We start from the raw sequence: 15,102 nt of genomic DNA on the forward strand, positions 1-15,102 counted from the left end.
AGAGGATCAATTCGGTTTTAATTGATCCTCTAAGTAGAGGCGTGCAAGCGAAGTGAATACGTAGCGCGGAAGAAAAAAATACGCCAATCCTATACGTATTGATGTCTATTTTATTGACAGAACTCCATGAATTGTCCGAACCCCCTCATTTTCCCGTCGTCACTTGTCCGAAGAGAGAAGGTAAATGTCCGAACTAAATTTTCGCACCAAAAATATCAGCATTTTCCTAAAAAAACAGCAATTCTTCATACTTCCGTCACAAAGACCTCGAAAAGTGGGAAGAAAGAAATCCCCACTCTCCTAAAACAACAAAAACCATCCCTAAATTGGAATGGTCCACGTAACATCGAATCCTACATTTATTTTTTCTTACCTTGTTTCTTTAAACCCGGTTTCTTCGGTTTAGCCTTCTCTCCGCCTTTGGAAGAACCGCTGACAACTCCAGCTTTTGCACCAGTCTTCTGTTGTCCAAAAGATCCCTTCGTGCCACCGGCCTTCTTGTTCCCAACAGATCTTTTCACATTTCCAGCTTTGCCTCGTCCCCCACCTGAACCAGACTTTCCTGAATTTAGCTGGTCTTCTCCAACAAGCTTTCCGCCAAACACAACTCGCTTTTTAAGTGTCAAACCAAGTTCGCGAGCAAACTGCTTCAAGCGGCGCTCTTCACGTTCACTAACAATGGAAATAACAGTCCCTTCTGCTCCTTGGCGGCCTGTTCTTCCGGAACGGTGCACATAACTTTCCACTTCTTCGGGTAGGTCGTAATGAATAACATGGCTTAATTCTTTAATATCAAGACCTCGTGCTGCCACATCTGTCGCAAGAAGAACCGGATACTCATCTTTTCTGAAGTTTTTCATGGCATTCTCACGCTCCTGTTTGGAGGATTCAGAATGCAAGAATCCGACATTTAACTGTTTATAAATGAGTTTTTCCGTTAATACGGCAAGGTTTCCGATATCACGTACAAATGCCAATGCTTTAATCCCGGGCTCACGTAGCAAATTAGCCAGGACATTTGCTTTATCTCGCTGATCTACCACTGTGTACACATGCTCTACTCGAGCTGGCGGCAAGTCCGCCTTAGTAACCTTGATAACTAGAGGCTCCTTCAACAAGCCCACGGCCTGCCTTTCAGTCTCCTCTTTTAATGTCGCCGAGAACAATAGTAACTGCCTTTCTTGCATAGAAGATTTAATGATATTTTCTATGGTCTTTTTGTGTTCCGGTACAAACAACTGATCCGCTTCATCCATGACAATGGTCTGCACTTCATGCATCTTAATTTTTTTCATTTGAATTAACTCCTGCAGTCGGCCAGGTGTCCCAACGAGGATGTGCGGTCGTTTTTTCAGCTTTTCAATTTGGCGTTTCACATTGGCTCCACCAATGAAGGATGCGCCAGTAATTTCGCTTCCTTCTGTCCATTTCTGGATCTGTTCTAATATCTGCATGGCAAGTTCCTTGGACGGCGCCACGATGAGAGCCTGTGGATGCTGTTTAGATAAATCAATACGCTCAATGATAGGCAATAAGTACGCTAAAGTTTTACCTGTACCTGTCGGTGACTCAACAAGAAGGTCTTTTCCTTCAAGAATGACTGGAATTGCCTGCTCTTGAACAGGTGTTGCAGCGTCAAATTCACTTTTTTCCCAAATGTTTTGTATAAAAGGTTGTAATGTATTAATAAAAGTTGTAGACATTTTTTTCTCCTTTATGACCCTCATACGGGGTTTTACGCTATTCTCCATTCTACCCTTTTTCCCTAGAGGTTCCAATAGAAATATCGTTGTCATTTCCGCTAAAAAGATACATGTTTTCCTCACTTTTGGAAAAATTATGTATATCTTTATACGTTAGAGGAGGAATTACATTATGGAGCAACATCATTTTTCCGAACTTCCAAAAGGACCTGAGGCATATTGGAGGGACTCTGCCCCCCTTCCCTCTTTTCCTACATTAAATGAAAATAAAAAAACGAATGTATGTGTAGTGGGAGGCGGCATTACTGGAATAACGACAGCCTATCAACTTGCTCAAGAAGGACTAAAGGTCATTCTTATTGATGCAGATCAAATCCTAAACGGCACAACCGGCCACACAACAGCGAAAGTGACTGCTCAACACGGTCTGATTTATGATGAATTCCTACAGCATTTAGGTCAGGAAAAAGCAAAACTTTATTACCAAGCAAACCAGGAAGGGCTTCATTTTATCAGAGACCTTGTGGACCTTAAACGTATTCAATGTGACTTTAGTGAACAGAATGCCTATATTTATTCTCAAACGGAGCAGGATGACCAAAAGGTAAGAAAAGAATTCGAGGCTTATCAAAAACTAGGAATCGATGGTGATATAACGTATGACATTCCTTTTTCGATTGAGACAAAATCTGTCGTCGTGATGAAAAATCAGGCACAGTTTCACCCGCTGCAATACTTGAAGGTGTTAGTAGATGGCATTGTAGAAAAAGGTGGAGAAATTTATGAACATACAGTAGCGACAGATGTGGAGGAGTCACGTGGATTATCGGTGGTGACGAAGAACGGAGCCAAGATTGAGTGTGACTATATTGTTGCTGGCTCCCATTTTCCTTTTTACGATGGCAATGGTTTCTTTTTTACAAGAATGTATGCGGAGCGTTCCTATGTGCTTGCTGCAAAAACAGAAAAAGAACCACCGGAGGGCATGTATTACAGCGCTGGTCAGCCATCAAGGTCTTTACGATATGTGACGATTAATGGGGAAAAGGTTGCCTTAATCGGTGGAGACGGCCACAGGACAGGGCAAGGCAAAGATACATTAAAACACTACGAAGCGTTGAAAAGTTTCGGCGAAGAAGTGCTTGGAATCAAGGAAATTATGTATCGATGGTCTGCACAGGATTTATACACGTTAGATAAGGTACCTTATATAGGTCGAATCACCTCTGGGCATCCAAATATCTTAATTGCTACGGGCTATAGGAAATGGGGAATGACAAACGGAACAGCAGCGGCACTGCTCCTTCAGGATTTAATACTTGGGAGAAAGAACGATTATGAAAACTTGTTCTCACCATCTCGGTTTGTTGCCGATCCGAGTCTGAAAAAGTTCATCAGCTCTAACATGAATGTTGCTGGACACCTTATTGAAGGCAAGCTCGATCGCCCTTCAAAAAAGCCCGAAGATCTTGGACTAGATGAAGGCGGAGTCGTTATGATCAACGGTCGCCGTGCAGGAGCTTACAAAGACGACAAAGGAGAAGTGCACTGCGTCGACACGACCTGTACGCATCTTGGATGTGAAGTGGAGTGGAACCATGGTGATAGAAGTTGGGATTGCCCTTGCCATGGCTCACGCTTTTCCATCTATGGCGATGTACTAGAAGGCCCAGCTGATAAACCGTTGGAGAAATTGTAGAGTAAGAAAAGAAGAAGCTGTCTAAGTTATGAGGCCACTGAAAAACTGATAACGTAAAGTTTTTTATGATTCCTAGCTGGTGATTGGAGCAAAAGGCGAAGACTCCTCGAAAATGCTACGCATTTTCTTCGTGCGATGAATCGCTGCCGAAGCCTTCCTTGTCCTGAGGGAGCTAGCGCTAGGTGGAGACCCCGCAGGCGTAGCCGAGGAGGCTCACGTCAGCCCCTAGGAAAGCGAAGCCATTTGCGGAAATCAACAGCGGTGTTAATAAAAAAACTAAAATCAAGATTTTTTCAGTGGCCTCCTAGGTTATTGGACAGTCTCTTCTTTTTTATCCCACAACCGACTCCTTCCTAGCCTGTTCCTCCTGCCTCACAGGCGGAAAAGAAATCTTCACCTCAGTCCCTTTCCCAATTTCACTTGAATACCCAACCTTACCATTCATTGTATCAATGATTCGCATCGAAACAGTGGTGCCAAGACCTGTCCCCTTATCCTTGGTCGTATAAAATAAGGTTCCGATCCGAGAGACTTGCTCCTTGGTCATGCCTTTCCCTGTATCCTTAATGAGGATCTGGATGCCTGTTGCATTGGAAAACAACTTGATATAGACTCTGCCATCTTGAGGAGTAGCTTCAATGGCGTTTTTTAGTATGTTGACAAGTGCTTGTTTAAACTGATTTTTATCCGTTTCCATAAAAACATTCTTCTCGAGATAACTTTCAAGATGAATACCCTCTTTTACCGCTAATGGATTTAACAGCATTTTTACATCATTCAATAATTCTCCCAGATCCACATTTTCAATTTTTTTGAACTCTGGTTTGGCAAAATTGAGGTAATCATTTATGATGGATTCTGCTCTTGCCAATTCACTTAATACGAGTCCAATATATTGAAAACTATTCCCCTTGTCTTCTCTATGCATGAGTTGGAGAAACCCTTTCACTACAGTTAACGGATTTCTTACTTCATGGGCAATGGATGCTGCAAGTTCACCTAATGTATTTAACTTTTCCGCACGCCTAATTTCCTGTTTCAGCAATTCCCGCTCAAGCACCGCTTCATGTAAGGTGGACGCGAAACCCACACCTACTACTTGAATCAGTCCGAAAAGCAAGATGTATAATAGTAGATTTGGTCCATCGTTTACAGTAGGTGAACTGACCAAATAAGCTATTAAGATTGCTAGCATGACAAAGTTTGGCCATAACCCTACAAGCACAGCAAAACGGATTCTTTTTTTCTTCGTTTTAACTTTTTTAAAACGCCTTAGCATCAAAAATGGAATGGCTGCTGCCACAAGTCCACTAACATACCCAAATGCTAAAGCATCGCCTCCAAGGTATGTTCTTGTCCCCAGAATGGCAGCGAGCACAATAACCCCAGCCTTTGGTCCGCCATAGAGGATGGCTAGCACCAACGGTATGTATCTCAAGTCCCAATAGAGGCCATAATCATAGAACGCAAAAAATAAACATAGACTCGCAGAAAGCCCCTGCAAGATCCCTATAAAATATGGCGATTGACCAAACCTTTTATTTTCGGAAACAACATAATAAATCAGCACCGGTGCTAAAATGATCAATACATGTAAAAGTAGTTTTTCCGCCAACATACAAGCCCGCTCCTAACCATATCCTTAAAATTGTATTGTATAGTTATGTTTCGACAATATCGGAGAAAATCCTTGTACAATCCGTCAAAAAATGTATCTATTCTACTACTTTCCATCTATTCAAACCTTTTTTTCAACATTTCAGTCTAAAAACTTCTGCCAACAATAAATTAATAGTAAAATCATCCTATATATGAGATGGGGTGATTTATATGCACTGTACGGATTGCGGGGTACCTGACAAGATTGAACATTCTGGAGTATTTTTCATAAAAAGAGGAGAAATACAAGAAGAACACCTTTATGAATCGATTGAAGATTTAGAGCAACTCCTTCAAGAAATAGATAAACAAAATAAAAAATCAGACGTTTTGGTGAAAACTTCTTCACAACGGGGCTTTTATCCACCGAAGCAATTGTTGGAATTGGTGAAGAATCATGATCTATTAGAATTAATTACATTCGATTCCTTCACCACACACTTTCAACCAATCATAGATTTACAGAACAACGATGAACTATTTGCATACGAGTGCTTGTTACGCCCACACTGGAAGGGGCAGTCAGTTCCACCATTTAAACTATTTGAATTCGCCCGTGAAACAAATCTACATAACTATTTAGACCAAAAGGCTCGCGAAAGCTCGATTGTTTCAGGAAGTAAGCAACAGATTCCTTTTCAAGTAAAATTATTTATCAACTTCCTGCCATCATCCATTTACAATCCAGAATATTGCCTACAGCATACATTCAAGATTGTACGAGAGAATCATATCACACCTGATCAGCTCGTTTTTGAAGTGGTAGAATCCGAGAAAATTCATGATATCGACCACTTAGAATCAATATTTAAAACATATAAGAAATCTGGAATGCAAGTGGCACTAGATGATGTTGGTGCCGGATATTCAACTTTAGAAGTACTCGAAAAGCTACAGCCCGACTTTGTCAAAATAGACCGTGACTATGTTTCTCAATGTGATACGATACTCGAAAAGCAACTCTTCTTAAAAAGCGTCCTAAATGTTGCCACCAAACTGAATATCAAAGTGTTGGCAGAAGGAATAGAAAGATTGGAAGAATTGGAATTTTGCCGCGATATTGGAATCCATTATGGACAAGGCTATCTGATTGGCAAGCCCGGCCCCAATATTTTAACGCCAGTTTTAGCCTTGTAAATGAAGAAAATCCCTCACACCGCAATGGTGAGGGATTTTTCATTCATGTATTATGAAGCTTTTTCATCGTCTTTCTTGTATTCCTCTGTCCAGAACTCCGCATTTTTAATACCCAATTTGTCTGGGTTAAATACAGGGTCCACACCTTGCTTCCTTTGTTCATCATAATCCCTCAGCACTGCAAGGGCAGGTTTCGCAAGTAGGAGAAGTGCAATCAGATTGAGCCATACCATCAATCCAAGTCCAATATCCCCCAAATTCCATGCTACTTGAGTGGTTCTGACAACCCCAAAATAAGTGGCAGCTAAAAGAACAACCTTTAATATGAACATCGGGATCTTATTGCTTCTACCTCTTACCAAGTAAGCAACATTCGTTTCCGCAATATAGTAATAAGCCATGATCGTTGTAAATGCGAAGAATAACAAAGCAATTCCTACAAAACCAGCACCGAAGCCAGGTAAGACGGTCTCAACGGCAGCCTGAGTATATTCCGCTCCTGCTTCCACTCCTGCACCAAGGTTATTGACAAGGAATTGTCCCTCGTTTGCAGGATCTACCACGTTATAAGATCCAGTGAAAAGAATCATGAATGCTGTAGCCGAACAAACTAGAATAGTATCAATATAGATAGAGAACGCTTGAACTAACCCTTGTTTAGCTGGGTGTGATACCTCAGCAGCCGCTGCTGCATGCGGTCCAGTACCTTGACCCGCTTCATTGGAGAAGATACCACGTTTAACTCCCCATGCAATAGCTGCCCCAATGATACCGCCAAACGCAGAATCAAAGCCAAACGCACTACGGAAGATCAATCCGAATACTGCCGGTAACTCCGTAATATTCATGATAATGATACCAAAAGCTACTAACATATATGCTATCGCCATGAAAGGAACGACAAGTTGAGCAACAGACGCAATACGTTTAACTCCACCAAAAATAATTAATCCTATGATAACAACTAGTGTAATTGCGATTACTTGCTTATTAATTCCAAAAGCATTATTCAATCCTGTCCCGATGGCATTAGCTTGCAAACCTGGCATTAATAGACTCATTGCTAAAAGTGCAGCAGATGCAAAGACAATTCCATACCATTTCCAGCCAATCCCTTTTTCTATGTAATAAGCTGGACCTCCACGATATTCTCCATCTTGCTTTGATTTGTATACTTGAGCAAGAGCGGATTCAACAAAAGCACTCGCCGCTCCTATAAAAGCGATGGTCCACATCCAAAATACGGCACCAGGTCCCCCCATCGCAATAGCAGTTGCTGTACCAGCAATATTCCCGGTTCCTACACGTCCTGATAATGAAATGGATAATGCCTGAAAGGAAGAAACCCCTGCTTTAGACGATTTACCGGCGAATATTTGTTTCACCATATCCCCGAATAATCTTACTTGTACAAACTTTGTCAAAATGGTAAATAACAATCCGACTCCCAAACAGAAAACAATCATAGGTGTGCTCCAAAGAAGACTTACTAAACCACCAATCGGATCTTGCAAAAATGCATCCAAATTGTAATCCCCCTTTAACTTATTTGTAATATTTAGAATTTTCGTTCTGTACTGCATTATAAATCATATTCGGGAAATAGACAATACATGTCTTATACAATTAATGCGCCATTAAGACAAGAACCTTTATAGGACGACGTATTTCCCGGGGAAAATCACATGATTTTTTTTATTAATTGTAGAACTTGAACGAAAAAGCACCTGAACGTTTATGATAACTTTCCATGAACGTTCAGGTGCAATAAATATTCCATATTACCCTACTTCCTTCTTCAACTGACTAGTAAACAAATCATAGTAAAACCCTTCTTCTGTCAACAATTCACTGTGGGATCCTTTTTCAATGATTTCCCCTTCTTTCAGTACCAGAATCTGATCGGCACTCTGAATGGTATTCAAGCGATGGGCGATAACAAAGCTAGTTCTTCCCTCCATCAAGCGTTGGAGCGCTTCCTGTATTTTCATCTCAGTAATAGTATCAATACTACTTGTTGCTTCATCAAGTATTAAAATGGTAGGATTTGCTAAAACCGCACGCGCAATGGACAATAACTGTTTCTGTCCTTGACTAATTCCGCTTCCATCCTGCTTCAGCTTGAAATCATATCCTCCCGGTAATTTTCTAATAAAGGAATGTGCATTGGCCATTTTTGCCGCTTCCTCTACTTCCGCGTCCGTAGCATCCAGTCTTCCGTAGCGGATATTTTCTCGAACCGTTCCTTCAAAAAGAAACGAATCCTGTAAAACGAAGGCCATATGTTTACGTAAATTCGAGCGTTTAATTCTATTGATTGGGTGACCATCTAATAAGATACTGCCACTATCGAGGTCATAGAACCTGGATATCAAATTGATGACCGTTGTCTTACCGGCACCCGTCGGACCAACAAACGCTACTGTATCCCCTGCGTCAACATGAAAACTTATGTTGCGAATAGTCATGTCATCGTCCTCATAAGAGAAGGAAGCATCACGAAATTCTACTTCACCTCTTACTGTTTCAAGTTCTATTGCCTCAGTTTCATCACTTTCTTCCTCTTGTTCATCAAGCACATCAAACACCCGCTCCGCACCTGCAACAGCAGACAACAATGTATTAAACTGGTTGGCGAGGTCGTTTAACGGACGCGTGAATTGTCTGGAGTACTCCGCGAAAATAACGATAACTCCAATGGTTATTCCCGATTGCGTGTTTAAAGCCAGTATTCCACCAACTCCCGCGATAATGGCAAAACTTAAGTTATTCAACATGTTCATAAGTTTTGGAATAAATCCGGAATAGGTCTGAGCCCAGTATGCGGACTTCTTCAGATTCAAACTTTTTTCCGTAAATTCCTCCATCACCTTGTCTTCTTGAGAGAATGTTTTCACGATTCTCTGTCCTGAGATGGTTTCTTCAATATAACCATTCAGGTCTCCAAGATTCTTTTGCGTTTGCTTGAACAATGGGCCTGTTCGGTTTGTGATCCACCTTAAACCAAAGAACATGACTGGCACGATTATTAGTGTAATGGCTGTAAGCATTGGACTTAGATATAACATGACCGAAACTGTTCCAACCAAGGTCAAGATACTGGAGAAAATCTGAATGACAGAACTGTTTAACGTTGAACTGACATTTTCCATATCATTGGTAACACGGCTCATTAATTCACCATGCTGTCTTTTATCAAAATAAGGAATTGGGAGCTTCTGTAAATGTTCAAACAGTTGTGTTCTCATCTTCAATACTGTATTTTGCGCAATCCCGACCATCCAATAGTTTTGTAGCCACATGGATAGAGAATAGAACATATAAATGAATACAAGTCCTATAAGGACATTCAATAGTCCTGAAGTATTTTGTTCGACTACATAATTATCAATGGCCATTCCGACAATAAAAGGACCCAACAGCCCTAAGGCGGAGCTAGCAACCACCATTAGCATAACGAGTATCAATAAGCCTTTATTTTCCCCTAAATATCTCCAAACTCGTTTAATGGTTCCTTTCCAATCCTTTGCTTTCGGCTTTGGATTTGCTTTACTTGCAACGGCGGCACTGCTACTTATACGCCTAGACATGCTCTGCCACCTCCGTTCCAAACTGAGAATGATAAATTTTCATGTAAAGTTCCGAGGTTGCCATAAGTTTCTCATGGCTTCCCTCTTCCAGTAACTTTCCGTCTTCAATCAGTAAGATTTTATCTGCTTCCATGGCCGTGCTTACCTTTTGCGTCACAATGAACATCGTGCATTGATATTTCTTAATGGCCGCAAGCAGCTTTGCTTCTGTTTTTAAGTCAAGTGCGCTTGTACTGTCATCGAGCATGAGAATCTTCGGGTTCCTCACAAGAGCCCTTGCAATGGAGAGGCGTTGTTTTTGGCCACCGGAGAGATTGACCCCTTTTTGACCAAGAACAGTCTCATATTTTTTGGGCAAGCGATCAATGGTTTCATGAATCTGTGCATCCTTCGCCACCTGAATGATTTCTTCTAATGTAGCATCCTCTTTTCCCCATGCTATATTTTCTTTAACCGTTCCTGAAAAAAGGAGCGCTTCTTGTGGCACATAGCCTATTTGTTTTCTTAGCTTTTTCAGGGACAAATCGGTGAGGTCTTTTCCGTCTACCCTGATGACTCCTTTATCGACATCGTAAAGCCTAGGTATCAATTGGAATAAGGATGATTTTCCAGCACCTGTAGCTCCCATAATGGCAACAGTCGATCCTGCATCCGCACGGAAGCTGATATCCTCGAGAACCGGTATGTCTGTGTTCGGATAGCGGAAAGATACGGAGTCAAATTCGATTCCTCCTTGATGAAACGTAGCCTCTTTATCCACATCTACCTTATCCACTAGGTCTATTTCTTCCTCCAACACGTCCGTTATCCGGTGAGCAGAGGCTTTTGCACGGGCAAATGCCATGATGATAAAAGAAAAGATGGATAATGCACCTGTGATTCTGGTCGCATAGTTGACGATTGCAACAACCTCCCCAACTTGGGCTCCACCGTTAGTGACGCCGATGGTACCAAACCAAAGGACAGCAAGGATGCTTCCGTTCATAATTAAAAGGAGAATCGGCATAGTGATCTCCATTAGTCGAAGTGCAGATACCGTCTGGTCCTTCAATTCTTCGCTTGCATTACCGAACCGTTTAATTTCATGCTTTTTACGGAGAAAAGCTTTAATTAAGCGGATGCCCCCAAGGTTTTCCCTCATTACATTATTCACGCCATCCAGTTTTTCCTGTACAGCTTTGAACAGCGCACCACCTTTTTTCATCACCCATACAAGGAAAATAAAAAGTACTGGTACTCCAATGACAAGAAATAGAGCTAGCTGCCAATTGACAATCAAAGCCATAATCACGCCACCTACCACAAGAAGTGGTGCACGGAGCATGATTCGCAAGCTCATAAAGACTGTATTTTGAACTTGGATCACATCATTTGTCATTCGTGTGATGAGAGAGGAAGTCGGAAACAAGCTGAAATTCGCAAACGAAAACGACTGTATTTTTCCAAATAACCCTCTTCTAATGTCAAATCCAAAACTTTGGCTGACATGGGCGGCAAAAAAGGAGTTAGTAACCCCTGCAGCAAAGGCGATAAAGGAGAACAGCACCATGATGCCTCCCCATTTCATCACCGCATCCAAGTCGCCTGTCAGAATTCCCTCATCAATAATTTTGGCCATTAGAAGTGGATGCAACAGTTCCACAACGAGTTCTGTCAGCATTAGGAGCAAGGCGATTGTTACGGCCAGCCTATACGGTTTTAAGTATGAAAAAATTCTCCCCATAATACGTAATCCTCCAAACCTTTCACTCTGTTTAGTCTGCGTTGAAATGAGTAAATCTATTTTAAACGCATGTGGTAATTCGTTTAGCGAAACGAATATCTTGAAATTTATATATTATCCTATTATCATACCTTTATTACTATGTTTTTTAAATAGTTTGAATTATTATTATTGGTAGGAAGTTGAAAAAATTTACTGTTTAAACTTCCTGTAGATTTTCGTTCCAGATGTTCTTTCCGCGGGACGGTGCTTGAGCCACTGAAAAAGTCTTTAGTTTTAGCAATTGTTTAGACGCCGCTGTGGATTTCCGCAAATGGCTTCGCTTTCCTAGGGGCTGTGCTTGAGCCTCCTCGCTTCGCTGCGGGGTCTCAAGCTACAGCTATCTCCCTCAGGAGTCTTCGCCTTTTACTCCAATCCACAGCTTGAAATTACTAATTACATGATGTTCAGTTTTTCAGTTGCTTCGCTTTGCCTGCGGTGTCTCACACCTTGCACTACAATCTACAGGAGATACTGTTTACCAAGGTAATAACATTTACCCTAAATTATAAAGGAGGTTTTTTGGATGAACCACCCGAAACTCTCTGGGCTTGTAGACGATTGGTTGCCGGATGCGACGATTGAGGAGCTACAAACGGCAATGGAAAATGGCAAAGTTACTTCGAAAGATTTAGTTCTCATGTATCTTCACCGTATCAGCAAATACGATAAAAACGGGCCAAAGTTGAACTCAGTTCTTGAAGTTAATCCTGATGCGGTTTTTATTGCCGAAGCGCTTGACTTGGAAAGAAAACAGTCTGGTGCACGCGGGCCTCTTCACGGCATACCTATTCTATTAAAAGATAATATTGATACAGGCGATATGATGCACACAAGCGCAGGTTCCCTTGCCTTGGAACATCACGTAGCAGTGGAAGATTCCGCGGTCGCAAGCCAGTTACGGAAAGCAGGAGCCGTCATCCTTGGTAAAACAAATATGACAGAATGGGCTAATTTCATGACAGAGAAAATGCCAAACGGTTACAGTTCCAGAGGTGGTCAGGTACTGAATCCATATGGACCAGGACAATTTGATGTCGGTGGATCAAGCAGTGGTTCTGGAGCAGCTATCGCAGCAGGCTTAGCAGCGGCAGCCATCGGAACTGAAACTTCCGGTTCCATCTTAAGCCCTGCAAGTTCTAATTCCATTGTTGGGATAAAACCAACTGTAGGTCTCATTAGTCGCAGAGGCATCATCCCTATTTCTTTCAGTCAGGATACCGCCGGACCCATGACTAAAACAGTTAAAGATGCCGCCATCCTTTTGAGCGTATTGACGGAGGCTGATGAAAAAGATATTGCCACCAAGACTAATCCAACCCCAGGAATATCCTACACTTCCTTCCTATTAAAAGAAGGACTTAACGGGATGCGGATAGGAGTGGCCCGCGACCCTTATTTTACCTATTTTTCTGACGAGGAAGCCCTCCTTATGGAAGAAGCAATTGCTAGCCTTAGAGAAAAAGGTGCAGAAGTAATAGGCTCCATCGACATTCCTTTTGCAAAAGAAGAATGGGATTACCATACGCTGTTTTATGAATTCAAACCAAGTCTCAACGCTTACTTGCGCAATACCGGTGCGTCTGTAACGATTAAGAGTTTAAAAGATTTAATTGCTTTTAACGAAAAAAATTCATCTGAAATGCTTCAGCATAAGCAGACTGTCTTGGAAGAAAGCGAAACACACAGCGGTACATTAACCGAAGAAGAATATATTTCTAGTCGTGAAAAAGATCTTTATCGCTCTAGGGAAGGCGGATTAGATGCCGCCATGAAAAAACACAGACTTGATGCAATTCTTACACCTAACAACTTCGGCGCCGGTATTCCTGCTAAGGCTGGTTATCCTTCCATCACTGTTCCTGCAGGCTATACGAAAGAGGGGAAACCAGTTGGAGTGACATTTACCGCAAGGGCCTTTGAAGAGAGCACCCTCATCCAGATTGCCTATGGCTATGAACAAGCAACAAAGCTTCGTAAAGCACCTACACTTCAAAAGACGGAGGTAAAATCATGACAACTGCAACCATCACTTCTTATTTAACAGACCATAGGAAAAGGCATTTAGAAGAGTTAAAGGACCTATTATCTATTCCAAGTGTAAGCGCCCTACCTGCACATAATGCAGATACGTTACGAGCTGCGGAATGGATGGCAGTGTCTTTAAGAAAGCTTGGCATGGAAAATGTTTCGCTGCACCCAACAGTAGGGCACCCCATTGTATATGGTGATTGGCTACACGCAGGAGAGGACAAGCCCACTGTTTTAATATATGGGCACTATGATGTTCAGCCCGTTGACCCCCTTCACTTATGGGATACCCCGCCTTTTGAACCCGCAATCCGTGACGAGCGCATTTATGCACGTGGTGCTAGCGATGACAAAGGGCAAACCTTTATGCATATAAAAGCTTTGGAGGCCGTTCTTGCGACGACGGGAACACTTCCATTCAACTTTAAGTTCTGCATTGAAGGAGAGGAAGAAGTCGGTAGTCCTAATTTGCCAGCATTTATTGAAGAAAATAAAGAATTGCTTGCTACTGATGTAGTGGTTGTGTCAGACACATCGATGATTGAAGAAGACAAACCGACCATTTGCTATGGTCTGCGCGGGATGTGCGGATTTCAACTCGATGTAAAAGGCCCAAAACGTGACCTTCATTCCGGTCTTTATGGTGGAGCTGTGGCAAACCCGATCCATGCAGTGGTAGAATTGCTAAGTTCTTTCCATAATGGCGATGGCGTGGTGACAGTCGATGGATTCTATAACAAGGTTGTCCCATTGACGTCAGAAGAGAAAGCAGCTTTTGAAGAGATTGGTTTTGATGAAGCTGTGGTCAAAGAGGAAGTCGGTGTTCAAGAGTTTTATGGAGAAAAAGGATATAGCTTTTATGAACGTACATGGGTACGTCCGACACTGGAAATAAACGGCGTATACGGTGGATTCCAAGGAGATGGAATTAAAACAGTCCTTCCATCTGAAGCACATGCAAAAATAACATGCCGCCTTGTACCAGATCAGGATCCAGATGAAATTCTGGCACTTTTGCAAGAACATGTTACTATGCATAAACCTGCTGGAGTAGAGGTTACTGTTTCCCTTTTTGACAAAGGAGCGCCATTTGTGACACCATTCAATCACCCTGCCATTCAAGCGGCAAGTCGCGCTTTTGAAAAGATCTGGGAAGTCCCGACCACTTTTACCCGTGGAGGCGGCTCCTTGCCGATTGTTTCCACGTTGGATGAAGTGTTGCAAGCACCTATTGTGTTGATGGGCTTTGGACTGCCTTCTGACAATGTGCATGCACCTAATGAAAATTTTAAGCTGAAGAATTTTGATAAAGGTTTGCTGACACTATGTGCGTATTGGGAGGAGTTGGCGGTAGCGTTGAATGTGGAGTGATCGTTTAGTTTGTGATGGCCAGCAATTGCAGTGAATTTTGGTTGGTGCAACACAAATTTCTAGATCATCTTTTGATAAATGTCCGAAGATTTTGCGAAGTTGACCAAAGTTTTGGGAAAGTTGACCGAAGTTTTTGCGAAGTTTTAGGAA

Annotated in this window: 9 protein-coding genes; 4 read left to right on the top strand and 5 right to left on the bottom strand. The window is 42.0% G+C overall.

Translation table 11 applies throughout. The features are described 5' to 3' along the window. Window positions 1-359: 359 nt before the first annotated feature. Complete coding sequence (locus HF078_RS10130) at window positions 360-1,703, bottom strand: DEAD/DEAH box helicase (RefSeq protein ID WP_169291041.1); 1,344 nt, start codon at window positions 1,701-1,703, stop codon at window positions 360-362. A 172-nt stretch (window positions 1,704-1,875) separates the two neighbouring features. Between HF078_RS10130 and HF078_RS10135 the strand changes: the two genes are divergently transcribed. Beyond that, window positions 1,876-3,402: an FAD-dependent oxidoreductase gene (locus tag HF078_RS10135; RefSeq protein WP_169291042.1), complete on the top strand. Its 1,527-nt coding sequence runs from the start codon at window positions 1,876-1,878 to the stop codon at window positions 3,400-3,402. Between the two features lie 331 nt (window positions 3,403-3,733). On the opposite strand, the gene HF078_RS10140 is transcribed toward HF078_RS10135, so the two are convergent. Then, window positions 3,734-5,020, bottom strand: a complete 1,287-nt coding sequence (locus tag HF078_RS10140; RefSeq protein ID WP_169291043.1) for an ATP-binding protein — start codon at window positions 5,018-5,020, stop codon at window positions 3,734-3,736. A gap of 212 nt (window positions 5,021-5,232) precedes the next feature. Between HF078_RS10140 and HF078_RS10145 the strand changes: the two genes are divergently transcribed. Beyond that, the gene (locus HF078_RS10145) at window positions 5,233-6,198 is read left to right on the top strand and encodes an EAL domain-containing protein (protein WP_169291044.1); all 966 of its coding nucleotides are present in this window, start codon (window positions 5,233-5,235) and stop codon (window positions 6,196-6,198) included. Window positions 6,199-6,248: 50 nt separating this feature from the next. On the opposite strand, the gene HF078_RS10150 is transcribed toward HF078_RS10145, so the two are convergent. From HF078_RS10150 to HF078_RS10160, 3 genes are all read right to left on the bottom strand, one after another. Beyond that, window positions 6,249-7,712: an alanine/glycine:cation symporter family protein gene (locus HF078_RS10150; protein ID WP_481748010.1), complete on the bottom strand. Its 1,464-nt coding sequence runs from the start codon at window positions 7,710-7,712 to the stop codon at window positions 6,249-6,251. Between the two features lie 267 nt (window positions 7,713-7,979). Next, on the bottom strand, window positions 7,980-9,788 hold the full coding sequence (locus tag HF078_RS10155; protein ID WP_169291045.1) for an ABC transporter ATP-binding protein: 1,809 nt from the start codon (window positions 9,786-9,788) through the stop codon (window positions 7,980-7,982). Further along, window positions 9,781-11,511 carry an ABC transporter ATP-binding protein gene (locus HF078_RS10160; RefSeq protein ID WP_169291046.1) on the bottom strand — a complete coding sequence of 577 codons (1,731 nt, stop codon included), beginning with the start codon at window positions 11,509-11,511 and terminating at the stop codon, window positions 9,781-9,783. The genes HF078_RS10155 and HF078_RS10160 overlap by 8 nt, the downstream gene beginning before the upstream one ends. Window positions 11,512-12,076: 565 nt before the next feature. Here HF078_RS10160 and HF078_RS10165 point away from each other — a divergent pair. Beyond that, window positions 12,077-13,567 carry an amidase family protein gene (locus HF078_RS10165; protein ID WP_169291047.1) on the top strand — a complete coding sequence of 497 codons (1,491 nt, stop codon included), beginning with the start codon at window positions 12,077-12,079 and terminating at the stop codon, window positions 13,565-13,567. After that, window positions 13,564-14,952, top strand: coding sequence for a dipeptidase (locus HF078_RS10170; RefSeq protein WP_169291048.1), 1,389 nt, complete (start codon window positions 13,564-13,566; stop codon window positions 14,950-14,952). Before HF078_RS10165 ends, HF078_RS10170 begins: the two co-directional genes overlap by 4 nt. The last annotated feature ends 150 nt before the right edge of the window (window positions 14,953-15,102 follow it).

The sequence above is a fragment of the Bacillus sp. RO2 genome, from assembly GCF_012911845.1.
Classification (GTDB): domain Bacteria; phylum Bacillota; class Bacilli; order Bacillales; family Bacillaceae_I; genus Sutcliffiella_A.